This window comes from Proteiniclasticum aestuarii, assembly GCF_017368455.1.
In the GTDB taxonomy this organism is placed as follows: Bacteria; Bacillota; Clostridia; order Clostridiales; family Clostridiaceae; genus Proteiniclasticum; species Proteiniclasticum aestuarii.
Genome location: NZ_JAFNJU010000002.1, coordinates 14,494 through 40,434 on the forward strand (window position 1 = coordinate 14,494; position 25,941 = coordinate 40,434).

21 protein-coding genes are annotated in these 25,941 nt (G+C 47.4%); 9 read left to right on the forward strand and 12 right to left on the reverse strand.

The genetic code is table 11. The features are described 5' to 3' along the window. Positions 1–3: 3 nt before the first annotated feature. The gene (locus J3A84_RS02955; protein WP_207598524.1) at positions 4–570 is read right to left on the reverse strand and encodes a sugar transferase; all 567 of its coding nucleotides are present in this window, start codon (positions 568–570) and stop codon (positions 4–6) included. A gap of 274 nt (positions 571–844) precedes the next feature. On the opposite strand from J3A84_RS02955, the gene J3A84_RS02960 reads away from it, so the two are divergent. The 8 genes from J3A84_RS02960 (at position 845) to J3A84_RS02995 (ending at position 7,465) form a co-directional block, all read left to right on the forward strand. Further along, on the forward strand, positions 845–1,696 hold the full coding sequence (locus tag J3A84_RS02960) for a DUF4037 domain-containing protein (RefSeq protein ID WP_207598525.1): 852 nt from the start codon (positions 845–847) through the stop codon (positions 1,694–1,696). Between the two features lie 280 nt (positions 1,697–1,976). Continuing rightward, complete coding sequence (locus J3A84_RS02965; RefSeq protein WP_207598526.1) at positions 1,977–2,234, forward strand: hypothetical protein; 258 nt, start codon at positions 1,977–1,979, stop codon at positions 2,232–2,234. A 19-nt stretch (positions 2,235–2,253) separates the two neighbouring features. Continuing rightward, the gene (locus J3A84_RS02970; protein ID WP_207598527.1) at positions 2,254–2,916 is read left to right on the forward strand and encodes a carboxylesterase family protein; all 663 of its coding nucleotides are present in this window, start codon (positions 2,254–2,256) and stop codon (positions 2,914–2,916) included. 219 nt (positions 2,917–3,135) lie between these two features. Then, positions 3,136–3,720 (forward strand): sigma factor, encoded by a 585-nt coding sequence (locus tag J3A84_RS02975; protein ID WP_207598528.1) that lies wholly within the window; start codon positions 3,136–3,138, stop codon positions 3,718–3,720. A gap of 190 nt (positions 3,721–3,910) precedes the next feature. After that, entirely contained in the window at positions 3,911–4,657 is a 747-nt protein-coding gene (locus J3A84_RS02980; protein ID WP_207598529.1) for an NAD-dependent protein deacylase, read from the forward strand. Positions 4,658–4,804: 147 nt separating this feature from the next. Next, positions 4,805–5,830 carry an LCP family protein gene (locus tag J3A84_RS02985; RefSeq protein WP_207598530.1) on the forward strand — a complete coding sequence of 342 codons (1,026 nt, stop codon included), beginning with the start codon at positions 4,805–4,807 and terminating at the stop codon, positions 5,828–5,830. A 203-nt stretch (positions 5,831–6,033) separates the two neighbouring features. Next, entirely contained in the window at positions 6,034–6,516 is a 483-nt protein-coding gene (locus tag J3A84_RS02990) for an ECF transporter S component (protein WP_207598531.1), read from the forward strand. A gap of 271 nt (positions 6,517–6,787) precedes the next feature. Next, the gene (locus tag J3A84_RS02995) at positions 6,788–7,465 is read left to right on the forward strand and encodes a sortase family protein (RefSeq protein WP_207598532.1); all 678 of its coding nucleotides are present in this window, start codon (positions 6,788–6,790) and stop codon (positions 7,463–7,465) included. Positions 7,466–7,587: 122 nt separating this feature from the next. Here the strand turns inward: J3A84_RS02995 and J3A84_RS03000 are convergent, their stop codons facing one another. From J3A84_RS03000 to J3A84_RS03025, 6 genes are all read right to left on the reverse strand, one after another. Next, on the reverse strand, positions 7,588–10,107 hold the full coding sequence (locus J3A84_RS03000; protein WP_207598533.1) for a glycoside hydrolase family 31 protein: 2,520 nt from the start codon (positions 10,105–10,107) through the stop codon (positions 7,588–7,590). A gap of 12 nt (positions 10,108–10,119) precedes the next feature. Then, the gene (locus J3A84_RS03005) at positions 10,120–12,615 is read right to left on the reverse strand and encodes a glycoside hydrolase family 31 protein (protein WP_207598534.1); all 2,496 of its coding nucleotides are present in this window, start codon (positions 12,613–12,615) and stop codon (positions 10,120–10,122) included. 52 nt (positions 12,616–12,667) lie between these two features. Beyond that, positions 12,668–13,975 carry a TRAP transporter large permease gene (locus J3A84_RS03010; protein WP_207598535.1) on the reverse strand — a complete coding sequence of 436 codons (1,308 nt, stop codon included), beginning with the start codon at positions 13,973–13,975 and terminating at the stop codon, positions 12,668–12,670. Continuing rightward, entirely contained in the window at positions 13,975–14,460 is a 486-nt protein-coding gene (locus J3A84_RS03015) for a TRAP transporter small permease (RefSeq protein ID WP_207598536.1), read from the reverse strand. The genes J3A84_RS03010 and J3A84_RS03015 overlap by 1 nt, the downstream gene beginning before the upstream one ends. A 104-nt stretch (positions 14,461–14,564) precedes the next feature. Then, positions 14,565–15,578: a TRAP transporter substrate-binding protein gene (locus J3A84_RS03020; RefSeq protein ID WP_207598537.1), complete on the reverse strand. Its 1,014-nt coding sequence runs from the start codon at positions 15,576–15,578 to the stop codon at positions 14,565–14,567. Positions 15,579–15,665: 87 nt separating this feature from the next. Further along, positions 15,666–16,217 (reverse strand): YcxB family protein, encoded by a 552-nt coding sequence (locus J3A84_RS03025; RefSeq protein WP_207598538.1) that lies wholly within the window; start codon positions 16,215–16,217, stop codon positions 15,666–15,668. A 189-nt stretch (positions 16,218–16,406) separates the two neighbouring features. Between J3A84_RS03025 and J3A84_RS03030 the strand changes: the two genes are divergently transcribed. Continuing rightward, entirely contained in the window at positions 16,407–17,240 is an 834-nt protein-coding gene (locus J3A84_RS03030; RefSeq protein WP_207598539.1) for an AraC family transcriptional regulator, read from the forward strand. A 383-nt stretch (positions 17,241–17,623) separates the two neighbouring features. On the opposite strand, the gene recJ is transcribed toward J3A84_RS03030, so the two are convergent. From recJ to J3A84_RS03055, 5 genes are all read right to left on the reverse strand, one after another. Next, positions 17,624–19,381 (reverse strand): single-stranded-DNA-specific exonuclease RecJ, encoded by a 1,758-nt coding sequence (recJ, locus tag J3A84_RS03035; protein WP_207598540.1) that lies wholly within the window; start codon positions 19,379–19,381, stop codon positions 17,624–17,626. A 213-nt stretch (positions 19,382–19,594) separates the two neighbouring features. After that, positions 19,595–22,393, reverse strand: coding sequence for an SH3 domain-containing protein (locus tag J3A84_RS03040; RefSeq protein WP_207598541.1), 2,799 nt, complete (start codon positions 22,391–22,393; stop codon positions 19,595–19,597). A 348-nt stretch (positions 22,394–22,741) separates the two neighbouring features. Beyond that, the gene (locus tag J3A84_RS03045; RefSeq protein ID WP_207598542.1) at positions 22,742–23,323 is read right to left on the reverse strand and encodes a DJ-1 family glyoxalase III; all 582 of its coding nucleotides are present in this window, start codon (positions 23,321–23,323) and stop codon (positions 22,742–22,744) included. 273 nt (positions 23,324–23,596) lie between these two features. Then, positions 23,597–24,514 carry a carbamate kinase gene (gene arcC / locus J3A84_RS03050; protein ID WP_207598543.1) on the reverse strand — a complete coding sequence of 306 codons (918 nt, stop codon included), beginning with the start codon at positions 24,512–24,514 and terminating at the stop codon, positions 23,597–23,599. Further along, entirely contained in the window at positions 24,507–25,937 is a 1,431-nt protein-coding gene (locus tag J3A84_RS03055) for a YlbE family protein (RefSeq protein ID WP_207598544.1), read from the reverse strand. Before J3A84_RS03055 ends, arcC begins: the two co-directional genes overlap by 8 nt. Positions 25,938–25,941 lie beyond the last annotated feature (4 nt).

Genomic DNA, 25,941 nt, shown 5'->3' on the forward strand with positions numbered 1-25,941 from the left:
AATTTATTTACCGTTTAAAGAAAAAAAGGTGTACAAAACTATTTTCATATCTAAAAAGAAGCTCACATTATTCAGATAATACAAGTCGAGTTTCAATTTTTCATCATGATCACAAGTATCTCTAGCAACAACTTGAGCCCATCCTGTTAAGCCTGGACGCAACTTGTCAATGCCATGCTTTTTTCTCTGATTATTGATCTCACCTTCATTTAATATGAAAGGCCTCGGCCCAACAAAAGACATTTCTCCTTTCAGAATATTGATTAACTGAGGCAACTCATCTAAACTAGTTCTTCTAAGGATCCTGCCAATTACAGTTACGTATTCGTCGTTATCAATTTCTCGAGCAGCAATACTAGGGGCATGAGTCTGCATGCTTCTAAATTTGTAAATCTTAAAAGGAACTCCATTAACACCTAATCTTTCCTGTTTAAACAATACAGGACCTCCTCCACTTATCTTAATAATAAGACTTATCAGGAGAAGGACTGGAGATAATAACACGATCATAATGACTGAGAAAAATAAGTCCAAGAACCTTTTAAAGTATGTGTATGAAGAATCCAACATAATTTACCTCTGCAATAAGTATATTTTCTTATAAACTTAAAGTATATTTTATCACATATATATGTGATAAACCTTAAGACATAAAAACCTTTCTGTTCTTTTGATGAATTCAAAATCAATCAAACTATTCATTAAGTTATAATGAACAATTTTATATTAAATAGGAAAATCCATCTTATTTCTGTTATCATAAAGTAAGAAGTCAGAATATTTACCCTACTGACTTGTCGCTTAATAAAAGAGTATGTTTCTTAAGGTAAAGGAGAGAAATAACATGAAGATTGATTTGTCGAACCCAAGAGTTATCTTAGCCAAAGAAATTCGGGAAAAATTAAGAAACGTAGAATTCGAGGGACCTGAACTTATGGCCATGGCCGTAGGCGGATCCGTATCCAGAGGTCAAGCAGATGCTTTCTCTGATCTTGAATTATTATGTTTCTGGGACATCTTCCCTGATGTCGAAACCAGACATGCTCTTGTAGAAGCTATCGGAGCAGAACTCATCTTCCCCATTGATGACGATCAGAACGAGGATAACCTCCTTCTTAAAGGCATCCAGGTCGACATCATGCACAACACAGTGGACTACTATGACAACATGATTTCCGATGCCTGGGAGTTCCACCTGGCCGATTACCAGACACTAGGCTTTCTTGACACCATCACCTATGCCTACCCTCTTTTTGGAGAAGACATCCTGAATGTGTGGAAAGAGAAAACCAATGTCTATCCAAGAGAACTGGCCATCAACGTCATCTTTGACAATCTCGTGAAGCTTCATAATGGAAACATCGAGCTTTTCATCCAAAGAGACAATCCCACCGAATTCTATGCTCAGATGGTGGCCATACAGAGAAAGCTCTTCAACATTCTATCTGCCATCAACAAATCCTACGCTGGTGGATACAAGTGGATGTATCCTGAACTGGAGAACATGGAAATCGCTCCAGTGAACATCGCAGTGAGATTCAAGCAGATGTTTGTGGAAAATAAGTTCGAAGCCGTGGAAGATCTCTATGCTTTAGTCTTTGAAACCTTGTTCCTTGTGAAGCATAACTTCCCTGAAATTGAATTCAATGTGGAAGAGACCTTCGACAAGTTCATGATCAAGAGACTGCCACTTTAAAACAAATAAACAGGGCTTGGAGTTACTCCAAGCCTTTTATTATCTCATCATTTATCAATTGTCCTTATTCAGCTTGTATTTTGTTCATTCTATTCATTTGTTATTCTTAATTACCTAATCTAGTATACCTTTATTCTCTGTAAATTTAAAGTCATTTTCCTATTTTGTTTAATAGTTTGATGTATAATATAACAAATCAAAACAGATATCACGTATAATAAGGCTATAGTGATATCACGTTCCAACCATCCCTATATTTTAATTCAAGGAGATTTAGAAAATGCTTGATTATTTACTTCAATTGTCTTTCATAGGACTGATTCTTCTACTGGGAATCTTCGGTATCTATGTATTTCTGACCATGTTCCTCAGTACCACGCCTTTCCAGAAACTCAACCGGTTCACAATTCTAGCAACACTGCTTACTTTCTTCGGGCTGATCATGCTGCGATACAGCCTATTCCAGTCTATTTCCGGTGCCATTCTGGTGCTGCTATTGATCAGAATTTCCTATGTCATCTACATCGATGCAGAATAATAAACTAGGAGATGATTTTATGATAAAAGAAACATTTGAAACTACACACATCGAAGAGATCACCCTGAACTATCTTCTGGAACTTCCAGAGGACTATGATGATGAAAGCAGCGAAGGATTCCCGCTTCTTCTCTTCCTTCACGGTATGGGAGAACGAGGAGACAATCTGGAAATGCTTTATGTGAACGGAATACCAAAATTACTACGTGAAGGCGCACGCCTTCCCTTCATCACCCTCATGCCCCAGTGCCCCGACACCTCCTTCTGGCCTGACGAATATAGATCTCTGAAACTGCTTCTCGATCATATCACCAAGACCTATAACGTGGATTGCAGAAGGATCTATATCACAGGTCTGAGCATGGGTGGTTATGGAACATATGAAATGCTCACCAGGTATCCGGACCTCTTTACTGCAGGCGCTCCCATCTGTGGTGGCATCGGTAGTATGAAGGCCCGTATGAACCTTCCGGTGCTCAAGGACATTCCTCTCTGGATCTTCCATGGAGAGCAAGATGATGTGGTCCCTGTGGAGGAATCCAGACAGATTCATGACTATCTTCAAAGCATCGGTCATGAAAATCTGAAAATGACCCTCTACCCTGACCTGAATCATGACTCCTGGACCAGAACCTATGATAACAGCGAGGTCTATGACTTTCTGCTGAGATTCAGAAAATGATTTTCTATACCAAAAATAATATATTATTTTTATAACAAATGTTGTAATCGCATAGTAAAATAATTATTCAATTTTAGACAATTTATCGTATCTGTAAATTTCGCTAATATACGTATAAATATTATCACTTTATATTATAATAGTAATAAATTAATAATATGCTTTTATCTGAAATAACGCATATTTAAATATTGCAGATATAATTAAATAGGAGGACTAATGAACGATAATATTTTTCTATTAGCGAAGAACGGAAATAAAGATGCCATAGAGCTCGTAATCAAAACCGTGAAACCTTTTATTTTCAAGCAGTGCGGTAAAATGAAACTTCATGGGTATGACTTCGAGGATCTCTGCCAGATCTCATATGAATCCGTAGTCAAGAATATCCCGAAAATCAGTAAAGATCATCTGGATACTGCACCATCTTTCCTGATGAAGTGCATCCACAACACCTTGAAATATGAAGCCAGAAGAGCGCTCTCAAAACCCGAAGCCGCAAGCATCGAATCGGAAGACAAAGACGGCATCCGGTACGCCGAGAAACTGATCTCTGAAGATGACACCGAGAAGATCTTCTTCAAAGACTATCAGAGCTCTGTGGTGAAGGAAGCTTATGCGAGCCTCAATCTGGAAGAGAAAACCATCCTGTCCTTTTTCATCACAGATCCCTACGGAGGACTGAAACGATATTCCGAGCTCTACAATGCGGATTATCGGAAGTCCAGATATCTGAAGGATAAAACCCTGAAGAAAATGAAAACCTTCCTGGAGAACTCCAGTGAAGATGATTTTGATCTTTAATTTCCGTCCCGGACAAGAAAAACAGCAATGGCAAATTGTATCTGCATTTAAATAGATTCAGAAACCTGGCGGTGTCTCGTCAGGTTTCTGTTTATCTCATGACAGATTCAAGGGCATGATGCCTGCTACCTGTGGTATGGAACCCTCTTTTCTCTCTGTGGTAAAATAGAGACAGAGAGGAGAAATTGTTATGGATAAAATAGATAAAATAGTGGACCTGATACTTCAGGCAGAGAAAATCGTCATCCTTACAGGGGCTGGAATGTCCACGGAGTCGGGACTCAAGGATTTCCGTTCCAAAGACGGTCTAGCCAGCAGAACTTATGAAGGGTACTATCCGGAAGAGATTCTATCTAGGGATTTCTTTTACAAGGAAACCGCCCTGTTCTATCAGTATCTGAAAGAGAAACTGAACGTCACCGGAATTTCTCCCAACAAGGGACATCTGATTCTGGCACAGTGGGAAGAGATCAAAGACATCACCATCATCACCCAGAACATCGATTCCCTGCATCAGAAGGCAGGCAGCACGAAAGTGCTGGAGATTCATGGCACCCTGGCAAAGTGCACCTGCACCAGGTGCAGAAACACGGTTCTTCTGAAAGAAGTCCTGAGAGAAGGCTATGAATGCCCCTGTGGGGGCATCTACAAGCCCGACATCGTTTTGTACGACGAGGAAGTGCATCAGATCAGCGAGGCGTTCAGGCTTGCTGGTGAGGCCGATCTTCTGATTGTGCTGGGTACTTCCCTGAAAGTATATCCTGCAGCCAGCATTCCCTCCGTGTACGGCGCCAGCCGGAAAGGTATGGTCATCATCAATCGAGATGAGACACCCCACGCTCATGATTACAGGGTCATTGAAGTCAATGAAGGCATCGGGTCAACCCTTGAGAAAATCAATAGAAGGCTAAAGAGAACCCCTGTTGAGAACTTGTAAAAGAGCCTCTCAACTCCCTATACTTATTCTTATGTTTCCCTGAATAATTCTTAATTTCTCTCTTTTGTAATACATTACGGAAAAAATAAAGTATAATTGGTAAGTGAAATCATAAATGAATGACTATATACCATGGAGGTATTGCAATTGAGAAGAAAAGAAAAGAATCAGTTTAAAAAGAAAAAGAATGCAAAGAAAGGCCTGCTTATTGGCCTGGTAATCCTGCTGTTTTTTGCAGGTTTCGGATACTCCTACCTGACCAACCTGCTGAACTCCACAAACCAGGAGGGGATCGCGCAGGATGACGATGCACTGGGCATCGGAGACACAGAATTTGATTATGATGATTCCGAAGTGGAGATTCCAGGTGGATCAGAGAGCGTAGATGGAGACCTTCCCTTTTATTATGAAGATGCCAAAGGCATCACGAATATCGCCCTGTTCGGTGTCGATGCACCTGTGGGCCAGAGAGGTCGAAGCGACTCCATCATGATCGTCACCGTAGATAAGAATTCCAAGAAGATAAAAATTTCCTCCATTGTCCGAGACTCCTACGTGAACATCCCTGACCGGGGCATGGACAAGGTGAATCATGCCTATGCCTTCGGAGGACCGGAACTGGCCCTGAGAACGCTCAACTCGAACTTTCACCTGGACATCAGAGACTATGCCACGGTGAACTTCACCACACTACCTAAGATCATCGACATATTAGGCGGCGTGTCCATCTCTGTAACCAATGCGGAAGCCGGCCAGATCTCTGGCATATCCTCCGCCGGAACCTACAACCTCACTGGAGCCCAGGCACTGGAATACTCCCGGATCAGAAAAATCGATTCAGACTTCGCCAGAGCGGGCAGACAGAGAACCGTCATTGAAGCCATCATCAAAAAGATGCTGAAGAGTCCGGTGACATCCTATCCGGGAATCCTCAGCAAGGTGCTGCCATTGGTCACCACCAACCTGAAGTCCAATGATATATTAAGCCTGGCAGGAAGCGTTGTGACAAACGGGATAAAAACCATAGAGCAGAACAGATTCCCTCAGGAGGAAGTTTCCTCAGGCCAGACCATAAATGGTGTCTACTACTATGTGTTCAACAGAGAGCAGACCATTCACAACATGGGTAAGTACATCTATCTGGATGAGACTGCAGAAGCACAAACAGAATAGCGATCCTTGCACCTGAGAGTTATTTCTCAGGTGCTTTTAAATTACCAATAATTACAGCATAAAAATACGTATTCTATCTATCACGTCATTTTTAGATATCACTCTGATGAATCCATGTCATAGGGGTTGAAATCAGAAACAAAGAGACTATACTGAATTTAGATATAAATAGCACAACAACATGAAGCGAAAGGAATTATAAGATGAACAACTATCGTAAACTGACCTACGGCGGCCTGATCGGTGCTCTGGTGTTTCTCGGCACCTATGTTCTGGCCTTCCCCATTCCTAATGGATACCTGAACCTGGGAGATGGATTCATCCTCATCAGTTCAGTCATTCTAGGACCCTTTGCAGCGGTGCCAGCCGCCATCGGATCCATCCTGGCAGACATTTCAGCAGGCTATGCCATGTATGTGCCCTTCACTTTCGTCATCAAAGGTCTCGTGGCATATGTTCCGGCAATGCTCCTAAAAGGAAAGAAAATAACCTGGAAAACCCTTGTGTTCCCTTTTGCCGCAGCAGAACTGATCATGGTGGCAGGATACTTCATCGCAGACACCATCCTCTGGGATCTTGGCGGCCTTGCGGCCCTTCCCTTCAATCTGCTTCAGGGACTTTTCGGCCTTCTCATCGGACTTCTCGGAACCGTGGTGGTCGTGAAAAGCGGAATCAAACGATCCTAGGTTTTTTGAAGGAAGATTTTCTGAAATTTATACTGAAAGCCTGATGGACGGCTCTCCTGTTCTTTTCTACCATGGAAAAAGACAAGGCAGCGGTCCATCAGGCTTTCCTTCTTTTCTGCTTAATTATATGCCTGGAACTCTTCCTCCTGGTCTTAGTATCCATATTCTACTTTCCCTGCTCCTCATCTCCTAGCGCGCAGTATTATCCTTCATTGATTGGAAGCTTCATTAATGGTATATTTTAATCAAGAAACAACGGAGGTAGACGCTTATGAAAAAGATATTCGCCATCCTGCTCATCGTACTGGGCTTTGTGCTCATCTTCTCGCCTAAGGTCAAAGATGAGGTCGTGGAGAAGACCGTAAAAGATACAGTGGAAGTGGTAGAGACCATCACCCCCGAAGAAATCAAAGTCAATGAAGAAAATGAGGAAGCCGAATTCGACTTCTCCATCGTGGAAGACATCAGTGTCACAGGGACACTCATGGACTCCGCCAAGATCAATACAGACCTTCTGATAGGGCAGCTGGTGATTCCCAGTGTGGATATGAACATCCCCATCTTCCGTGGCATCAACAACGCGAACCTTCTGGCAGGCTCCGCCACCATGCGAAGGGACCAGAAACTGGGCGTCGGAAACTACCCTCTTGCGGGACACTACATGAAGGATAAGAATGTGCTCTTCGGTTCCCTCATGGACGTGCAGGAAGGGGCTGTGATCCGCATGACGGACAAGGAGACCATCTATGAGTATGTGGCCTACGATGTGCTTCTGGTGCCCGATACCGCCGTCTACATCATCGATGATGCAGAAGCCGATAAAAGAGGAAAGCCCATCGTCTCCCTCATGACCTGCTACTACTCCAGCAGCACCGGGAAAAGGTACTTCGTCATGGGTGAACTGGTAGACACCTATCCCTACACAAAAGAAGCTTTTCACGCGGAATAGACCCCATACAGGCATGATGAATTAAATATCACAACATAAAGAAACGCAGCCGTTTAAAGGGGGGACCTCTTTCCGGCTGCGTTTCCATCTATTTAAATTGAACAAGAAAATAGCAAGTTGTTCTAGAGCACTTCCTCCTGCTCCATACCGATGAGATCAAACTTCTCACGGCTCACAATGATTTCAAAATGATCCTTCTTCGGCTTCTTCGTCTTCACCAGAACAGAACGTGTGCTGAGATCGTAGTACCATCCTTCCATAGACTCGTCCAGATTCTCCTTCACCAGGAAGCGCGGCAGCATATGGCCATCCACACTGACCCATAAGGCCCCCTTTTCCTTGCTCAGCACCTGAAGAGTAAGATCCGTCACCGTGTCTTCATAGGAACCTTCCTTGTCAAAGGTGATCACGATCTTCACCCCGGCATCCACACGGATGCTGGTTCTGCTGTAAACGCCATCCTCAAAGCTTTTCGAGTGTCCGTCATCATCATAGAAGAGGAAACTGCTTCGCTTGTCGGCGCTGATGACGAAATCCAGGCTTCTCATGACATCCGTGGACGCCTGATGAATATCCTCTGAAGTCATGAACACGGCATCGCTTCTTAAGAACATAGGAATGGAATGCTCCTCCACCGGGATGGTGATGGTCTGTCCGCCCTCATAAACCTTGTAACGATCATTCATGTCATACCAGGAGGCTCCCTTGGGCAGATAGAGCCTACGCTCCTTTGCGCCCTTCTCCACCACATTGGCCACCAGCACCGATGGTCCAAACAAAAAGGTCATATGCTGATCTCCGTAGCAGTTCGGATCCTTTGGAAACTCCAGAAATAATGGTCTCATGGCAGGAACACCTGATTCATGGGCCTGTCTCATGAGCGAGTACAGATACGGAATCATGCGGTATCTCAGTGCAAAGGCTTCCTGAATCTCAGGAAGATGCTCCGCATACATCCAGGGCTGGGTCACCGTATTGTCCGTATTGGCCGAATTCATGCAGAACCGGGGCTGGAAGACGCCACTCTGGATCCAGCGAAGGAGAAGTTCCCCTTCCGGTGCAGGTCCAGCAAAGCCTCCGATGTCGCAGCCCATGTTCGGTACCCCAGAAAGCCCCATGCCCAGAATGGTGGCGATGTTGAACTTCACCGTTCTCCAGTCTGTGAGATTATCTCCTCCCCACACCTGGGCATATCGCTGGATACCGGCGTAGCCGGCACGGTTGATGATGTAGGGACGCTCTTCCGGATACATTTCCGCCAGAGCCTTTTTCCCCACATAGGCCATCATGTTGGAGTGAATGATCTTCAGCTCTTCCATGGTGCCGCCTTTTCCGTTGTTGTCGCAGAAAGCCCTTCGGTCTTCCACGCCATCGTATTCGCAGTTGTCATTCCAGACGGTTTTGGACCCCTTGGCCAGTAGCGTCTCCTTGAGCAGCTCCTTCCAGGTGTTTCGTCCAGCCTCACTGGTGAAATCCACAAACCGTCCTGTGCCGCCCCACCATCTTCCCTGATAGTCGCTCTGACCGTCAGGGGTCTTGACGAACACATCGTTCTTCTCAAAGACCTCCCTGTAGGGATGGTTGGGCAGAATACCCGGTTTCATATTAGGAATCACATTGATCCCCATGCTTTCCATCTTCTGGAAGAATCCTTCCGGATCCGGGAACCTTTTTCTGTTCCAGTTGAAGATGTAGCGCAGCTTGTCCTCTTCTCCTGCAGAGTAGCCCGAAGCAAGCCAGAAATTATCGATGTAGATCTTCTCCTTGAAGTGCTTGTCGATGACTTTGTAGATCTCTTCGTCACAGCGCTCCTCCAGCTCCGCATAATACATGGTGGATGCGGTGTAGCCCAGAGATTGCTTGGTGGGCAGCGCCGGTCTTCCTGTGAGCCAGGTGTAGCCGTCCAGCACCTTCTTCATGTCCGGACCATAGACCACGAAAAGGTCCAGGTCCCCGCCTTCCACCTGATAGTAGGCATACCGTTCCCAGTAGCCGCTGATCTCGTTGCCCATGTCAAAGACACTGTCGTGGGCATTGTTGTAGAAGAAGCCCACGGACCGTCCAGAATCCCTCTGGGCACGGATGTAGAAAGGAATGTGCTTGTAAAGGGGCTCTCCGAATTCCGGGTCATGGCCGATGGCATCCTTGGGCGACATTCTCATTCTGCGTCCCATCTTGTCCACATGACCCGTCTTTTCCCCGAATCCGTAGAAATGGTCCTTTTCGGGATCGATGCAGGTGAAATGGGACAGTCTGCCCAGATGATCCTTCTCATAGGCCCTTTCCTTCAGATCCTTGTAGAGGAGATTCCCCTCCCGGTCCGTCAGGACGAAGCTCAAAGGATTCTTTCGAAGCGTCAGTATCAGCTTCTTCGTTCTGAAGGTGATCTTTTTATCCGTCTCCTCATAGGGCACATCCAGGGCTTCAATTTTTGTTCTTTCCTCGGAAAGCAGCTCATCCAGTTCATCCTCCCAGGCGGTGGTCACCAGCGCATAGGAAGACTCTCTGAAGGTCTTGTCGAAGCTCGTACGTATTCTCACCACATGATCGTCCAGAAAGACGATCATGATGTCTGCCGCATCTCCATGGACCAGATAGCCGTTTTCCGTCTTCTCCATGGATACAAATTCTTTCAGTAACATATCTGCCTCCTTCTACATTCCGATGAGATCAAAGTCCTCAAAGGAAACCGTCAGTGTAACATCTCTTCCCGGGTTCGGATACTTGATCTCTACCGCTCTTCTGGTCTGGCTGTAGTACCAGCCCTCCGCCGCTTCTTCAAACTTTCTTCTGGAGAAGAAGTGAGGCAGCTCCTTTTCCCCTAAGCTCACCCAGTAAGGGCTTCTGTCCTTCCTGATCATCTCAATGGAGAACTCCTCCACCGTATCCCTGTAGGAACCTTCCGATCGGAAATCCACCTTCACCACATCAGAGCCTTCCATCTTCACATGGGTCTTTCGGAAAACGCCTTTTTCAAATCCGTTGGTCACGCCGTCATCGTCATAGAGCGTCATCTCCCGGTCCATGCCAGGCGCCAGGATGAGATGCAGCTTCGTCACGACATCCTTCTCCATGCTCAGCAGCTGATTCTTCGCCATGGGGATGATGGCCCCTTCGCGAACAAACATGGGGATCGTTTCGATGCTTACAGGGATGGTGATGGTCTGACCGCCTTCATGGCAGGCATAATTGTCATTCCAGTCATACCATCTGGTGCCTGCAGGAAGATAGACCTCCTTGGAAGATGCTCCCTTCTCCAGCACATTGGAGACCAGAAGGTCTCTGCCGAACATGAAGTTGAAGCTTTCATCATACACCTTTTCATCGCTCTGGAATTCATAGACCAGGGGACGCATGATTGGTGCTCCGGACTTCGATGCCTCATATTCCAGAGCATAGAGATAGGGTGCAAAACGGTAGCGAAGAAGCATGGCGTCTCGGATGAGGTCCTTGGACCCTTCATACATCCAGGGCTCTGTCACCGTGTTGTCGTTGCTTGCGGAGTGGATGGAAAATCTGGGCTGGAACACGCCGTTCTGAACCCATCTGACCAGCAGCTCCTCTTCCGGTGCAGGTCCTGCAAAGCCGCCGATATCCGCTCCTTCATTGGGCTGGCCCGAAAGGCCCATGCCCGTGATGATGGGAATATTGTACTTCAGGCTTTCCCAGCTGGTGTAGTTGTCTCCGCACCAGGTCTGGGCATACTTCTGAATGCCTGCACTCCCGCTTCTGCAGACCACATAGGGACGCACGTTCTCGTTGTGCTCCTTCACCGCATCCACGGCGATCTTGCACATGATGGTGCTCATGAGGGGCTTCAGCTGACCTAAGCTTCCGCCTTTGCCCTCGTAATCGCAGGAAGCGTCCTTGTCCAGAATGCTGTCATACTCGCAGTTGTCGTTCCAGATGGAATTGGTTCCCTTGGCAATGAGACTGTCGATCATGTAGTCCTTCCATACACGGCGGGCACTGTCCTTCGTGAAGTCCCAGAAGGCGCCTTCTCCACCCCACCATCTGCCGGTGGCGATGTCTTTTCCCGCACTGTCTTTCACAAATACATCATTCTTGATGAAGTCTCTAAAATAGGGATGTTCCAGTAGAATGCCCGGCTTGATGTTGGGCACATTCTGTGCTCCCTTCTCGTTCATGGCTGCAAAATAGGCAACAGGATCTTTAAACCGCTCATGATTCCAGGTGAAGACGCATCTTCTGCCCTCCTGACTGGTATAACCTGAAGAAAGATGGAATCCGTCGATGGGGAAGCCTTCCTCCTTGATGGTGTCAATGAAATCCAGCACCGCATCGTCGCTGTCCTTTTCCAGTTCCGGATAGAACATGGAAGAACCCTGATAACCCAGTGCTCTTTTAGGCAGCAGCATAGGTCTTCCCGTAAGGAAGGTATAATTGTCCACGATTCTTTTCAGAGTATTGCCCCCAACGAGAAACAGATCGATGTCTCCACCATCTGCCTGCCAGTAGGTATAGCGGCTCCAGTAATTGCTCTTCTCGCAGCCCATGTTGAACACGGATTCAAAGAAGTTGTTGTAGAAAAGCCCTACCGCCTTCTTCGTTTCCCGGTTCAGTCGGATGTAGAAGGGGATGTGCTTGTAGAGCGTATCCATCTTCTGGGCATCAAAGCCCATGGCATCGGTGGCCCGCTGCCGGATGAAGGCCTTGTTCTTGTTGAGTTCTCCACCCTTTTCGCCGAATCCGTAGAAGCACTCCTCTTCAGCAAGCATTCTGCTGTAGTGGTTGATACGGTTGTTGGAGTCCTTGATATACGGTGTGCCCTCCAGGTCGCTGTAGAGAAGGGTCCCTTCTACGTCATAGAGTCTGATGCCAAAAGGGTTTTTCCCAAGCTCCAGGGTCAGCTGAATCGTTTTGAAGAGAATCTTCTCCTCAGTTTCCGTGATGACAGGAACCACCGGCTCCAAACGGGTTCTCTCCTCCTTGAGGAAGTCATCCAGTCGGTCCGCCCAGGCTGTGGCGGAGAGAATATAGGATGCTTCATCTTCCTCTTCTTCAAAGGAAGTTCTCACTCTGACGATTTCATCGGTGAGAAAAACCACCTTCATGGTGGAGCAGTTGGTGCGAATGAGGGTGATGCCCTTATCCGTCTTCCGCTCTATGTATTCTTTCGTTATCTTCATATCTTACCTCTCGTTATCTCATTACTAATTGCTTTCATCCCTTAATTGATGCCTAGAAAGAAGGAATCAGTCCGAACACATATGGAATCCATAGGGACAGGGCCGGAATATAGGTCACCAGCAGCAGTGCCACCACCATGGCCGCAAAGAGCGGAATGATGTATCTGGTGACGCCTTCGATGGACACCTTACCCACACTGCATCCCACAAAGAGACAGGATCCCACTGGTGGAGTCACCGAACCGATACCCAGATTCAGGATCAGCATGATTCCGAAATGCACGGGACTCATACCGATGCTTCCGATGATGGGCAGGAAAATCGGTGTGAAGATGAGTACTGCAGGTGTCAGGTCCAGGAACATACCCATGACCAGAAGGAACAGGTTCATGATCAGAAGCAGCACATACTTGTTGCTGGATGCGCCCATGATCATTCTGCTGATGGCAGCAGGAATTCCTGAATAGGACATGACATAGGACATGATGGTGGACGCCGCGATAAGAAACAGAATCGTCGCGGAACTGATCATAGTGTCTGCAAGGATCTCATAGAGATTCTTAAGATTCAGTTCCTTATAGAGGAATCCGAGAAGACCACAGTAGAGAACCGCCACGACACCCGCTTCTGTGGGGGTGAACCATCCGGCAAGAATACCTGCCATGACGATGATGACCGCAAGTAAGGATGGAATCGCATCGATTACCACCTTAAGGGGAGAATCAACCTCTTTCACCGTGGACTTCTTGTATCCCTTCTTTGCTGCCATGATAATGGCTACTGTAAGGACACTCAGTCCCAGTATGAGACCAGGAATATATCCGGCCATGAAGAGAGCTGCAACGGATACACCACCAGCGGTGATGGAATATAGAATCAGCGGACCACTGGGTGGAATGATGATTCCTGTGGGGGCTGAGCAGATGTTCACAGCAGCAGAGTAATTGGGGTCATAGCCTTCTTCCCTCTCCAGAGGGCTCATGATGCTGCCCATGGCGGAAGTGGCTGCCACAGAAGAACCGGAGATGGCGCCGAAGAACATGTTCGCCAGAACATTGGTGGCCGCAAGGTAGCCTGGGATCCATCCCACAACCAGTCTTGCCAGTCTCACCAGTCTCTGGGCGATGCCACCCTTGTTCATGATGTTTCCTGCCAATGTGAAGAACGGCAGCGCAAGAAGCGCAAAGGAGTCGATGCCCGAGAACACACGCTGCGCAGCGGTGATCGCGAATACAGACGGATCAAAACTGAAAAATGCCGTAATGATGGATGCGATCCCGATACCAACGGATATTGGTACGCCGGAGAACAGCATCACAAAAAAAATTCCGAATAATATGAGTGTTGCCTGTATGACCATTAGTTCTCCTCCTTACTCTTTCTGCTCACCAGAAAGGCCTGATAATACTTCAGTGCTCTGGCCAGTACGATGAAGATTCCTGAAATCGGTAGAATCATATACAGATACTTGAACGGAATCTGCATGACAGAGGAAGTGTTGGTGGCATTGAAGGCCATCTTTGAACCGCCGTAGACGAAAACATAGATGACGAAGAAGAGGATCATGGATTCAATGAATACCATCAGAACCTTTTCCTTCTTTCCTGTGGCCTTCTTTTTGAAGAGGTCCAGGGTCAGGTGCTTGTCTTTATAGAAACAGTAGGCCGAACCGATCATACTTGCCCAGATCAGCATGTATCGCATGAACTCTTCGGTAAAGGTGGATGGATCCTTCAAAATCCATCTGGTGAAGATCTGCCAGGTTCCACCTACCACCAGTGAGAACATGGCTGCCGCCATGACGGCTTTCATGATGGTATCGATGGTTTTATCAATATTCTTCATAGTTGTTTACTCCTTCGATTGGTATAAAATCGCTGAATCTCTGTTTTTAAAAAGGAAGGTTCAGCTGCATCAGCATGCAGCCTTCCCTTCCCTTATTCATTCTTCTACTTTACTGCGTCACGGATCTTCTGAACCACTTCAAATACCTCAGGGCTTTCAGTTTCCAGATTCTCGTAGATCGGCTGCACTGCATCCTGGAATGCCTTGATGTCCACATCTCTGACCAGCTCTACGCCAAACTCATTTGTAGCTTTCTCAAGGACTTCATCTTCGAAGTTCTTCCATCTGGTCTTGTAGCTGTCGCTGGCTTCCATGGCCGCTTCCTTGATTGCGCTCTTCTGCTCTTCTGTCATGGCATCCCAGACTTTTGCTGAAAGCACAACGATGTCAGGGATTCTGGAATGTTCATCGAAGGAATAGAACTTGGCCACTTCACCATGGTCTCTCAGTGCTGTGACATTGTTTTCTGCACCGTCAATGACGCCCTGCTGCAGTCCTGTATAGATATCGCTGTAACCCATGACTGTTGCAGATCCGCCCAGCGCGTCCATCATGTCGATGGCGATCTGTGAGTCCATGGTACGGATCTTCAGACCCTTGAGATCTTCTGGTGTTCGGATGGCTCTGTCCTTTGTGTAGAAGGATCTTGAACCGGAATCCAGCCAGGTCAGGCCGATGAATCCATCACCGGATGTGCTGGAGAAGATATCCTGTGTGATTTCTCCATCCATGACACTGTAGTAATGATCCTGATCGTCAAATACGTATGGCACGGAATAAGCGTTATACTGTGCACTGAAGTTTCCAAGCGTGGAAGCAGATACCTTCGCCATATCCAGAGCGTCGTTCTGAATCTGTGAAATCATATCCGTTTCGCTTCCAAGGGTACCATTAGGGAAGATCTGAACGGTGACCGTTCCATCTGTCTTTTCCTTCACCTTCTCGGCAAAGTCGGACAGCTCCAAATGAACTGCGTGGTCTTCCGCAAGATTGTGTCCGAGCTTCAGATTGAAGGTCTGGTCTCCTGCAGGTGTATCGGTCTTCTCTCCGCAGGCAGCTAGTCCTACAGTCATCATGGCCGCAAGTGCGATGGTAACTAATTTTTTTGATCTGAACATTATTGTCCCTCCTACTAATTTACGAGTAATTGATATCTATAGAGAATCGCAGGTGCGATTTCACTAACAAAAGATGGGTAACGGTCTTTAGGGTTTTCTGAAAAGCTTCACAACATCGCGAAGACTCATCTGAAGCCACGACTGGGGTCTGTGGAAAGCACGTCCGGTCTTTTCTTCCAGAAAGGCCTGAAACGCTTCCAGGCTTCCGCCTTGAATCGTTTTCTTCTCCACCAGCACAGCGCTGTCTCTGGAAAAGAAGAGGAAGATCAGGGCATCGTCTTCCACGAGATACTCAGCTTCTCTGTATCTCAGTTTCATGCTTTTCCCTTCAAGAAGAAGCAGATGGTGGTCATGAAACTCCACGGCAAGTTTCGGCAGATTTCCCTGCCTTTTCTCCAGAGCATCAGTGGCTCTCATCTTCGCCGGAAAATCACGGCTCACCATGAGCCAGGCACCACCCATGAGAAGCATCGCCTGGAAAATCATAGGAAGGTCCAGAAACAGACCCGCCATGGCCATGAGAAACCCCATGCCCATTCGAATGAGCGCTCTTCTTCTCTCATAGATGCCATAGGTAGTCTTATAGAGAAGATGAACGGTCTCCTGCGTGTATTCTATTTCTGCGTTAAACCTTTTCATGAGCTTTATTCCTTTATGCTTTCTTTGCTTCATCAGTATGGTTACATTGTAGTATACCCATGGCGTTCAAACTAGACGAAAATTGCAGTCAAATATCCATTTCTTTACATATCTTGCTCGAACATGTAAAATATAACCGTATTCACCGCAGATTATCGAGAACGATTATCAGAGAAAAGGAGAAAAAACATGATTGACTATGCTGGTATCCGTATGACTGAAGGTCAGCTGATTGCCTGTGAAAGAAAAGAAGGCATGAACGACAATATGATGAAATCCCATTTTCATGACTTCTATGAAATCTATTATCTGGAAGAAGGTGGCAGAAACATCATCATCGAAGGATCCATCTATACCATCGAACCTGGCATGTTTGCCATCAAGGCTCCTTACATCATGCATCACTCTTTCGGAGACAAGGACGTGCCCTTCAGGCGAATCGTCCTGTACTTCAGGCCCAATGCGATTCTTTCTGCTACACTGCAAGATGCGATGAAAGGAATCACCGGAACTTACAGACCTGCAATTGATCAGAAAGAACAGTTTCAGATGCTTCTGGACGGAATCAACGAGGAAGAAACCGGAAATTCTCCTTTCAAACAGGAAGCCATGCAGAGTCTTCTGAATAATCTTCTGGTGAGCATCCTGAGACAGACCGCCAACAAGGAGAAAAACTCCAATCAGCATCTTGTGGGAGATGTGATGGACTATATCCATGACAACTATTTTGAAGACATCACTCTGGAAAACCTGGCAAAACGCTTCTATGTCAGTCACTACTATCTCTGCAGAGAGTTCAAGCGCATGACCAATCGGACCATCATCCAGTACATCAGCGTCACAAGAATCTCCAATGCCCAGAGAAAGATCATGGAAACGGATCTTTCCATCACGGAAATCTCGAACCTCACCGGCTTTTCCAATCTGACGAATTTCAACCGTGTCTTCAAAAAATACGCAGGAATCTCTCCTTCCCAGTACAGAAAGGAATACAGAGAAGTGGCTGCGCAGAAGATCAGATGATGAAATCATTCCAATAATTTTTAGTCAGAAGACACCATTAACATAAAGCAGCTAAAGATAATAAGAGCCTTCAGGCAAAGATGTTCATCTTCCCTGAAGGCTCCTTTTCTGTTCATTTCCTATTTGATTTTCCTTATAGGCGGACCGGTTTTCCATGTCGCAAGAAAGGAACCTGGAAAATGCATACTTCAATCATCACGCAATAGATAGAGGTTTTTCGCACTTTGTATTCCAGGTTCCAATGGCATGATAAATGCACACACATTCCCCATATTTACGGAAAATGAAATAGTCAATATACAACTTACCACAATGTTAAATGTACCATATTTGATACCACTTTACAATAAAAATTATAACTCGTTCCGTGGTTGCATTGTGAATTAAGCAATTCTGAAATCCGAAATTTTCAGCTGCACCTTGCTTGTACCGTTGTAGGTATTGATATCCGGATAGTAGAGGATATCGCATTTCCTGTTCTTCAGCTCCTGAGACAGGTCTCCCACCTCTTTATGATGCACTTCTCTGAAGTACTCCTCCATCTGTCTGACGCCATAGAAGTAGACACCTTCCACATAGATGCCATCCACATTGAACACCAGCTTCATATGATCCTTGTCACGGCCCATGAGATACACCTGATGGATCAAGAGATTCTTCTCCGCAAAGATGGGCTTCGGATTGGCCTTGCCGAAAGGTTCCAGTTTTTCCAGGCTCTCCACGAACTTCTCCGTGATCAAAGCGGGACTTAACCTGGCATCTATGGTCACCTTGGGAAAGAGATCCTCTTTCCCAAGGTTCGCCTTCCTCTTCAGATCTTCCCGGAAGGAATCCAGTTTGTCCTCGTCCATGGAAAGACCCGCCGCCATGGGATGTCCTCCAAACCTTGTCAGATAGTCCTTGGAGTGATTCAGCCCCTCGAAGATATTGTATTCCTCGATGGACCTGGCAGAGCCCTTAAGGCCGTTCTCCGTCCTTGTAAGGACGATGGTGGGTCTGTAGTATCTTTCCTTCACCCGGCCGGCGATGATGCCTGCCAGGCTTTCATGGACGTCTGGCAGCTTCACCACAATGACCTGATCTTCCTCTCTCCTGTTCCTTCTGATTTCCTCCTCAGCCAGAACCATCCCTTCATCGGTCATTGCCCGCCGGGTCTGATTGAGTTCATAGAGTTCTCTGGCAAGGCTCTTCGCTCTCTCTCCTTCTGCAAACAGAAGTTCTATCGTCATCTTGGCCGTGGACAGTCTTCCTGCGGCGTTGAAGCAGGGTCCCAGCACAAAGCCGATGATGTAGGTGCTGATATTTTTGATATCCACCTTGCTGGCTTCCGCCAGGGCCAGGAGGCCTTCGTTTCTGATACTCTTCAGCATTTCCAGTCCATGCTTCACGATGATCCGGTTCTCACCGGTGAGATCCACAATGTCTCCTACTGTGGCGATGGCCACAAAGGGAATATACTCCAGAAGCTCCTCTTCCGGTATACCCAGCTCATGGTAGAGCCTGGAAACGAGTTTGAAGGCCACCGCCGCCCCGCAGAGCATCTTGTAGGGATAGGCACATTCTTCCCTTTTCGGGTTCACCACAGCGTGCGCTGGGGGAAGAACCTCCTTCTTTTCTCCGTTTTCGAGAATGTACGGCACGTCATGATGGTCCGTGACGATGATCTCCATACCGATTTCCCTGGCATAGGTCACCGCCTCCATGGCGGAGATGCCGTTGTCGAAGGTGATGATGAGATCCACCCCGTCCTCCTTCGCCTGCTGTACCATATCCTTGTTGATGCCGTAGCCGTCTCTGATTCGATCCGGAATCTCGTAGTCCACCTGGGCACCTGCCTTCTCCAGAGCAGACAGGGCCACAAAGATGCTCATGGACCCGTCGATGTCGAAGTCTCCCACCAGACGGATTTTTCTTTCTTCCTCTATGGCAGAGAGAATCATCTCCATGGCCACATCCATATCCTTCAGAAGAGATGGATCATGAAGCTTTTCAAGATCCGGCTCCAGATAGTCTCTGATTTCCTCAATACTTCCCGGACACCTGTTGATGAGGCACCTGCAGATCTCCTCCGGAAGACCGATGGTTCTGCTCAGTCCCTTGTAGTCGTACTTAATGTTCTTGATCAGCCATTTGCTTTGCATAGTTTCTGTTTCTCCTGTCTTTTCTTTATCGTTTCAGTCTTCATCTGTTCAGTTGAGAAATACTGTTTTTCTTCTTATCCTCTTCCAGATGTATACCCTCTTCACTACTACTTAGTGTGTTTCATCTCCTCATTATAACCGGAAATCTTCCTGAAGCCAAAAAGAAGTTCGCTTCACTTTCATGAAACGAACTTCTTGCAGCCTCTCTGATGTCTAGTTGAATTTAGGATAGTAGAACTTGAGATCCAGTTTGGTGTTGGGATTCTTGAGCATATAGGCTTCAATCTGTTCTTTGATTCTACCTGCCTGCTTCTGCGCCCAGCCGAGGTCTGTGGCATACTCATGGTTCATGTCTTCCTGAAAATTGAATCTCATCTTGAAGAGCGTGTTCTGGCTGGTGGCTCTGTTGATGTAGTTTGTTCCAATCCACTTGGCTCCGCCCATGATGGCCTCCTCCACAGAGAACCACTTTTCCTGATAGGCTTTCTGAGCCCCCCAGAGATTCGCATTGCTGTCCCAGGCGCCGATTCCGAATACGTTGTAGACCATCTTGTCCTTGTCTTCTTCCGGAATGCTGTCTGGAATGATCGAGGATTCGTCCCCGAACTTAGCATAGGTTGCTGTGACCTTCTGGCCATTGGCCAGCACCGATGTGCCATGGCCTGTTTCCAGAATGGCATGACTTGCCAGATAGATCGGATTGACATTATAGGTCTGTCCTGCTAGCAGGAAGGCTTCTCCCATTTCATGAAGAACTCCTTTTCCGCTCAGCATGTTATCCAGCTGAGCCGCCGTGACACTGAGCTCTTGATCATATCTGAGATCCATGAACATATATTTGTTGGCGTCATCGTAAATATAGTTTCCTGGGTCCAGATGATACTGGATTTCATTCATGGTCGCATTGACAAATCCGTTTCTTGAGATCTTCGGCCATACGGACTTCTTCGTCTCCAGCACCGCATATTCATCTCTGGTCCTGGTCTGCTGCTCTGCAATGAATCGATCCGTCTGGGACCCCCTCAAAATAATGGTTCTCGAATAGACTGTTCCATCTTTTCCGGTCATCTCCACTCTTACAGCATTCATGCCTGTGGCGGAAAGATCTGCTGCACTCAGCGTAAAGGAATAATCCGCATTCTTATATCCTGTATAGGTGGAGTAGCTTCCAGTCGCGGAAGACGCAGTGCCATAATTTACAGCACCCTTGTCCTTTCCGTTGACATAGTATTTCATCCCCGTAACCCCATCCGCCTGGATGGCATATCCGCTGATGGTGACATTCGAGGTAGGCACTGCCTGTCCGTCTGTGATACCGGATAGGGTCATGACCGGAGCAGGTTTTGTCATGCTGAAGGTGGAGGAGACTTTTTTCACTGTGCCATCCTTGGCAGTGGCAGTGACCACTAAAGTGTGACTGCCTACGGAAAGAGCTGCCTTATCTATGGAGAAGCGGAAGCCCAGTTTATCCAGTGTGTATCCATCGCTGTACAGCGTATGAAGTTCCGGTCTATCATACCTCTCCACGGTGATTGCTCTGCCATCTATGGTGGCTGTTACGGACGCTATCCCATCCATGGTGACGGCTCTGCCCACCACATGCACATTCGCATTATTGTAGGTGGTCTTCAGTTCATCTATGAGAAGTACTGCAGGTTTCTTCTCCACCACTGGGATTTCCTCTACCGGTTCTTCCACCACCGGCGGCACTGTGCTTACCATGGTGGTCAGATACTGGCTGGAGACCCAGCCTTTCTTTCCATTATAGATCACATTGGACCAGCCATTTGAGGTGGAATAGATGGAGACTTCTCCACCTTTTGGTATGGTGAGGATGATGGCATTGCTCGTTCCCGCTCCAGTTCTCATGTTGAGATTCACTGTGGTCTTACTGGTGCCTATGATAACAGGTGTTTCTGGTGTTGGAGTCGGAGTGGGCGTTGGCGTTGGCGTCGGTGCAGGTACCACTGCAGTCAGATACTGACTGGAGACCCATCCCTTCTTACCGTTGTAGGTCACATTGGACCAGCCATTAGTGGTGGAATGCACTGTAACGGTGCCTCCCTTTGGTATGGTGAGGATAATCGCATTGCCTGTGCCGGCTCCCGTTCTCAGATTCAGATTCACCGTGGTCTTACTGGTGCCCAGATCCCCTGGCGTCTCGGGTGCAGGAGTTGGCGTCGGTGTGGGTGTAGGCGCTGGTGTTGGTACTATTGCAGTCAGGTACTTGCTAGAGACCCATCCCTTCTTTCCATTGTAGGTCACATTGGACCAGCCATTTGAGGTGGAGTGCACCGTAACGGTGCCTCCCTTCGGTATGGTGAGAATAATTGCATTGCCTGTGCCAGCTCCTGTTCTCAGATTCAGATTCACTGTGGTCTTACTAGTTCCCAGATTCCCTGGCGTCTCGGGCACAGGTGTCGGTGTAGGCGATGGGGCTGGTGTCGTCACATTTACGATGCCTGTCAGGTACTGACTGGATACCCACCCCTTCTTTCCATTGTAGGTCACATTGGACCAGCCGTTTGAAGTGGAATGAATGGTGACGCTTCCGCCTTTTGGAATAGTTAAAATAATGCCGTAGCCTGTTCCCGCTCCTGTTCTCATATTCAGATTTACGGACGTCTTTCCCGTCTTCACGGTCTCCTGCGTACTGGCAGGAGGCTGTACGGTTGATGTTCCTGTAGCCTGAAACGATACATAGATCGGATTTGCGGAAATATAGAGACCATTGTCCAGTCGATACATTTCCTTTCCGGAAACATTCAGCTTCTGCAGGACATTGAATGTTGTCCCCTGATTATATACTTTTGTTCTGGCAGACCAGTCCCCACTGGAATAAGTCCAGATGGATGAGGCTTTCACGGTCACAACGCCCTGGGTTTCATTGACCACTGTCGCCGCATAAACATCCGCGGGTTCCCTATAGTTCACCGCTACCACTGAAGTCATACCAACCGTAAGTGCCACCGTCGTCTTCAGAATGATATTTCTTGTATTCTTACTCAGCATATCCATTTTCCTCCTGATTGGTGAATCATTAATATCTGCTTCCATGTCATTATACAATGCTAAAATGAAGTATCCTCGTGAAAAGATTGAGCATACATTAAAGATAATTATCTATCATAAATTATAGCACTACTAATGAATTTGTGAATCGATTTCATGAAATGCATCAGTATTTATCGAAAAATTCACAATTAGGAGGAATACTGTTCCAAAATTTTTACTGGTGTTACTCTATTTCTTTCAGTGAGGATTTTATCATCAGAAAAAGAATGTCTGAATAAAACTTGATATTCAGGCATTCTTATATTTCTTCAGATCAATTATACATTTTTTAGGCACTATACTACACTATTCGTTCCTGTGATCAAACAGGAAGTTATACTGCATGTCTTCACGAAGTCTTTCCGACTCTTCCTTCATTCCCAGAGTTTCAAGAATTCTGAAGCCCATCTCCATGGACGTTCCCGCTCCTCTTGAGGTCAGGATGTTTCCAGAAGACACGAAAACCTTATCCATATAGGATTTCGGTGTGATCTTATCTTTGAACGTCGGTGCGGAGGTGGCATCATGCTCCTTGAGAATACCAGCCTCATTCAGCACCCAGGGTGCTGCGCAGATGGCTCCGATGAAGGTTCCATCCTCATTGTACTTCTGAAGCAGCTTTATGACGTTCTCATTATCCGCCAGATTGTTCACCCCTGGAACACCTCCTGGAAGATAGATCAGGTCATACTCATCATTGTAGATATCGATGAAATCCAGTCTCACATCACTCTTGATGGTGATGTTGTGAGAACCTGTGACATATTCCTTCTCCGTGATGCTGCAGACCTGCACATTCACCTTGGCTCGTCTCAGAATATCAATGACGGACACCGCTTCAATTTCCTCAAAACCAGGCGCCAGCAGTACCATTACTCTTTTATTCATTCTTTCATAACCTCCTATGCAATCCCCTTCTCCAGGTTTTATTTAGCTTTTCGCTATAGATTAGCTACATTATACCATGATTGGGTAAAATACACAGGAATTACAGCGTCAAATCGTAACAAATAGCGTAATTTTCTGTTAATTTTATAATCACAATGGTGTCTTCTCACATCCATCATGCAATCCAGAAAGTCTAAAAGACAGCTTTCCGGAGAAAGCTGTCTTTTAGGATGCTTAGGATTGGACCGATTCAGATGCCGTACCCGCTTTGTACTACGCTTCCATACAGTAGATGATGGTACCACTTTTCCCCACCAGAGCCTCTGTGGTTTTCTCCAGAGATCCGATGATGGCCTTTCTGTTCTTGCCGGATTCCGCAAATCGGATGCCTGTGACCACTTTGGGCAGCATGCTGCCCGGTGGAAACTGATCCGCCTGAATATGCGTTCTGGCTTCTTCGGTACTCATGCTGGACAGGTTTTCCTGATTCTTCTTGCCGAAATTGATGGCTACCCGGTCTACCCCAGTCAGCATGAAGATGTAGTCGCAGTCGATGAGCTCCGCCAGCTTTCCGCTGGAGTAGTCCTTATCGATGACCCCTTCCGCGCCGACGCATTCCACGCCTTTTCGGATTACAGGGATCCCGCCACCGCCGCCGGTGATGACGATATGGCCTTTGTCCAGCAGAGTACTGACCGATTCCTTTTCCATGATATCCAGTGGTTCAGGAGAAGGCACCACTCTGCGGTAGCCCCTTCCTGAATCTTCAATGAAGGGATAGCCGTTTCTTCTCTCCAGCTCTTCCGCTTCTTCCAGCGTCAGGAACGGTCCGATGGGCTTCTGAGGATTACGGAAGGCCTCATCATGCTCATCCACCACCACCTGGGTCACCAGAGACACCACTTCTTTGTCGATGCTTCTGCGTGCAAGTTCCGATTTAAGCACATTCTGCAGATGAAACCCGATGTATCCCTGGCTCATGGCCGTGCACTCGGCCAAAGGCATGTCATGAGAGGTGAGCGCATCATGGATCATCCCCACCTGAGGACCGTTGCCATGGGTGATGATGACTTCATGTCCCTTTTCGATGAGATCCGTGATGGGCACCACCGCAGCCTTCAGCAGCTGAAGCTGCTCGCTGGAGGAATTGCCCAGGGCGTTTCCGCCCAGAGCGATGAGAATTCTACTCATTTGCCTTCCCCCTTCTCTCCATATACGCACGAAGCGCCTTTCTGAAACACTCCATAGGCGGACTCACAAGTCCTGCCCCCACCTGACCGACGCCGGCCACTTTATGGGCCATACCCGTATTGATGATGGGCAGCGTTCCTGTAGCCAGAACCTTCATGACATCGATGCCGATGGCAGAGCCTCTGAAGTCCAGCGTAGGAATGGAGTAGTTGGTATTTTCCGATGTGGTGATGGTGAACATCTTCTCGCTGTAGGCGATGGCATCGGACACCGTTCCTCCCACAAACTGCACGATGGCTGGAGATCCGCCCATGGCGAATCCGCCGATGCCCATGGTTTCCGTGATGGTGCTGTCTCCGATGTCCGGATTGGCATCCTCTTCCGTGAAGCCAGGGAACAGAAGTCCGCGGATCTTATCGGCAGGTGCGGTGAACCAGGTGTCTTTGCCCATACCGCTGACACGGATCCCGAAGTCCACGCCGTTTCTTGCCATGGTGGTGACCACCGTGGCATGGTCCACATTGGACGCCGCATCACAGGCAGCCTTGCAGGCCGGCATGGAGAGGTTGAGGAAGTAGTGGTCATTGCCCCGGATGAAATCCACAGCTCGCTGAACCGCCGCTCTGTCCTCCTCCAGCATAAAGAAATAAGGAATCACTTCTCTGAAGAACAGACTTGTGGCCGCCTTGTTTCTGTTATGACATTCATCACCCATATGGACCGCCTGGGAAATGAGAGACTTGATGTCCACCCCATCGCCTTTTAAGGCAAGAACTTTCTTCAGGAGAGGATAGAACTCTTCCCGGATCCACTTCAGGCGTGTGATGACGCTCTCATCATATGCGCCGTAACGCAGCACCTTTCCGAGGCCTTCGTTGACCGTACAGTAGGCATAGTTGCCGTGGGTCATGTCCTTGATGATATGCACCGGCATATGAGGAGAGATGATGCCCGCCATGGGGCCCACCGCATTGTGCTCATTGCAGGGGGAGAACTTTATGGTGCCAGACTCTATGAGCTTTATGGCTGCTTCTTCACTAGACGCTCTTTCTTCGAAGAGAAGAGCACCGATGACCGCCCCCTTCATGGGTCCGCACATTCTCTCCCAGGTGATGGGTGGTCCTGCGTGCAGGATGGTGTTCTCATCCATGCCTGGAATCACATCAATGGCCAGGGCCATATCCACAAGAACACCATGAGAGCTCTTCATGATCTCCACCACTTTCTGGTTGGCTGTGGCGATGCGCTCGTCATTTTCCAGTTCATCCAGGAAGGAGACCAGCTCCACATCGCCTCCGGCAGGCGGTCTCCACTCCACGTGCAGGACCGAACGCTCCTGCAGCTTCAGATCTTCCAGGAAGCTCTGTGCACCCACATTGATGATTTTCGCTTCCCCTTGCAGTAATCTGCTTATTTCATTCATCTCA

Bases quoted from the DNA above. Each gene is read 5' to 3' on its own strand.
- J3A84_RS02955 (WP_207598524.1), bottom strand. From the start codon at position 570: ATGTTGGATTCTTCATACACATACTTTAAAAGGTTCTTGGACTTATTT.
- J3A84_RS02960 (WP_207598525.1), top strand. From the start codon at position 845: ATGAAGATTGATTTGTCGAACCCAAGAGTTATCTTAGCCAAAGAAATT.
- J3A84_RS02965 (WP_207598526.1), top strand. From the start codon at position 1,977: ATGCTTGATTATTTACTTCAATTGTCTTTCATAGGACTGATTCTTCTA.
- J3A84_RS02970 (WP_207598527.1), top strand. From the start codon at position 2,254: ATGATAAAAGAAACATTTGAAACTACACACATCGAAGAGATCACCCTG.
- J3A84_RS02975 (WP_207598528.1), top strand. From the start codon at position 3,136: ATGAACGATAATATTTTTCTATTAGCGAAGAACGGAAATAAAGATGCC.
- J3A84_RS02980 (WP_207598529.1), top strand. From the start codon at position 3,911: ATGGATAAAATAGATAAAATAGTGGACCTGATACTTCAGGCAGAGAAA.
- J3A84_RS02990 (WP_207598531.1), top strand. From the start codon at position 6,034: ATGAACAACTATCGTAAACTGACCTACGGCGGCCTGATCGGTGCTCTG.
- J3A84_RS02995 (WP_207598532.1), top strand. From the start codon at position 6,788: ATGAAAAAGATATTCGCCATCCTGCTCATCGTACTGGGCTTTGTGCTC.
- J3A84_RS03000 (WP_207598533.1), bottom strand. From the start codon at position 10,107: ATGTTACTGAAAGAATTTGTATCCATGGAGAAGACGGAAAACGGCTAT.
- J3A84_RS03005 (WP_207598534.1), bottom strand. From the start codon at position 12,615: ATGAAGATAACGAAAGAATACATAGAGCGGAAGACGGATAAGGGCATC.
- J3A84_RS03010 (WP_207598535.1), bottom strand. From the start codon at position 13,975: ATGGTCATACAGGCAACACTCATATTATTCGGAATTTTTTTTGTGATG.
- J3A84_RS03015 (WP_207598536.1), bottom strand. From the start codon at position 14,460: ATGAAGAATATTGATAAAACCATCGATACCATCATGAAAGCCGTCATG.
- J3A84_RS03020 (WP_207598537.1), bottom strand. From the start codon at position 15,578: ATGTTCAGATCAAAAAAATTAGTTACCATCGCACTTGCGGCCATGATG.
- J3A84_RS03025 (WP_207598538.1), bottom strand. From the start codon at position 16,217: ATGAAAAGGTTTAACGCAGAAATAGAATACACGCAGGAGACCGTTCAT.
- J3A84_RS03030 (WP_207598539.1), top strand. From the start codon at position 16,407: ATGATTGACTATGCTGGTATCCGTATGACTGAAGGTCAGCTGATTGCC.
- recJ (WP_207598540.1), bottom strand. From the start codon at position 19,381: ATGCAAAGCAAATGGCTGATCAAGAACATTAAGTACGACTACAAGGGA.
- J3A84_RS03040 (WP_207598541.1), bottom strand. From the start codon at position 22,393: ATGCTGAGTAAGAATACAAGAAATATCATTCTGAAGACGACGGTGGCA.
- J3A84_RS03045 (WP_207598542.1), bottom strand. From the start codon at position 23,323: ATGAATAAAAGAGTAATGGTACTGCTGGCGCCTGGTTTTGAGGAAATT.
- arcC (WP_207598543.1), bottom strand. From the start codon at position 24,514: ATGAGTAGAATTCTCATCGCTCTGGGCGGAAACGCCCTGGGCAATTCC.
- J3A84_RS03055 (WP_207598544.1), bottom strand. From the start codon at position 25,937: ATGAATGAAATAAGCAGATTACTGCAAGGGGAAGCGAAAATCATCAAT.